2 protein-coding genes are annotated in these 1,974 nt (G+C 62.4%); both read left to right on the forward strand.

Translation table 11 applies throughout. The features are described from left to right. The coding region (fusA, locus tag AC2VOP_RS19370; RefSeq protein ID WP_486962477.1) for an elongation factor G at positions 1 to 1,748 on the forward strand (1,748 nt) is incomplete at its 5' end. A 151-nt stretch (positions 1,749 to 1,899) separates the two neighbouring features. Next, positions 1,900 to 1,974 (forward strand): hypothetical protein (locus AC2VOP_RS19375; protein ID WP_330390733.1); only part of this gene is annotated, 75 nt, incomplete at its 3' end.

Here is a 1,974-nt window from a genome sequence, read left to right on the forward strand (position 1 = left end):
AGCAGGTCTGGCGGCAAGCCGACAAATACGACGTACCCCGGATCTGTTTCGTCAACAAGATGGACAAGATCGGCGCGGACTTCTACTTCACGGTGCGCACCATCGAGGAGCGACTGGGCGCCAGGCCACTGGTGGTGCAGCTGCCGATCGGCGCGGAAAACGACTTCGAGGGCGTCGTCGACCTAGTCGAGATGAACGCCAAGGTGTGGCGTGGTGAGACCAAGCTCGGCGAACACTACGACACCGTCGACATCCCGGCCGAGTTGGCGGGCAAAGTCGACGAATACCGTACCGCCCTGCTGGAGACCGTCGCCGAAACCGACGAGACACTGCTGGAGAAATACCTCGGCGGTGAGGAACTGACTGTCACCGAGATCAAGGGTGCCATCCGCAAGCTGACGGTGGCCTCCGAGGTGTTCCCGGTCTTGTGCGGCAGCGCCTTCAAGAACAAGGGCGTGCAGCCGATGCTGGACGCCGTCATCGACTATCTGCCTTCGCCGCTGGACGTCGAGTCGGTGCAGGGCCACGTGCCGGGCAACGAGAGCGAGATCATCTCCCGCCGGCCCAGCACCGACGAGCCGTTCTCCGCGTTGGCGTTCAAGATCGCCGTGCACCCGTTCTTCGGCAAGCTCACCTACGTGCGGGTGTATTCGGGCAAGGTCGAGTCCGGCTCGCAGGTCATCAACGCGACCAAGGGCAAAAAAGAACGTCTGGGCAAGCTGTTTCAGATGCACTCCAACAAGGAGAACCCGGTGGATTCGGCGTCGGCCGGGCACATCTACGCGGTGATCGGCCTGAAGGACACCACCACCGGTGACACGCTCTCCGACCCGAACCAGCAGATCGTGCTGGAGTCGATGAGCTTCCCCGACCCGGTGATCGAGGTGGCCATCGAGCCGAAGACCAAGAGCGACCAGGAGAAGCTGTCGCTGTCGATCCAGAAACTGGCCGAGGAGGACCCGACCTTCAAGGTGCACCTGGATCAAGAGACCGGCCAGACCGTGATCGGCGGGATGGGCGAGCTCCACCTGGACATCCTGGTCGACCGCATGCGCCGGGAGTTCAAAGTCGAGGCCAATGTCGGCAAGCCGCAGGTGGCCTACAAGGAGACGATTCGCCGCAAGGTGGAGAAGGTCGAGTACACCCACAAGAAGCAGACCGGCGGCTCGGGTCAGTACGCGAAGGTCATCATCACCGTGGAGCCGTTCACCGGAGAGGACGGCGCGACCTATGAATTCGAGAACAAAGTCACCGGCGGCCACATCCCGCGGGAGTACATACCGGCGGTGGATGCCGGTGCGCAGGACGCCATGGCCTACGGCGTGCTGGCCGGCTACCCGCTGGTGAACCTGAAGGTCACCTTGCTCGACGGGCAGTACCACGACGTCGACTCCTCGGAGCTGGCGTTCAAGGTGGCCGGCTCCCATGCGCTGAAAAAGGCTGCGGCGCAAGCGCAGCCGGTGATCCTGGAACCGATCATGGCCGTCGAGGTCATCACTCCCGAGGACTACATGGGCGACGTGATCGGTGACCTGAACTCCCGCCGTGGCCAGATCCAGGCCATGGAGGAGCGCGGTGGCGCACGTGTCGTCAAGGCGAACGTGCCGCTGTCGGAGATGTTCGGCTACGTCGGAGATCTGCGGTCGAAGACACAGGGCCGGGCGAACTACTCCATGGTCTTCGAGTCCTACGCTGAAGTGCCGGCGCAGGTGTCGAAGGAGATCATCGCGAAGGCGACGGGCGAGTAAGTGGAACTTACGAGCACGGAGTCGAGCAACGAGCAGCGCGAAGGCGACGGGCGAGTAAGTTCGGGGTAATCTTGCCCGGTCGCTACCGTGGCACAACTGAAAAGATCAACACTGCTGTAATTCAGCACTAACAGTCCAGGAGGACATAGAAGTGGCGAAGGCGAAGTTCGAGCGGACGAAGCCGCACGTCAACATCGGGACCATTGGTCACGTTGACCACGGCAAG

Source organism: Mycobacterium sp. TH-M106 (assembly GCF_057473765.1).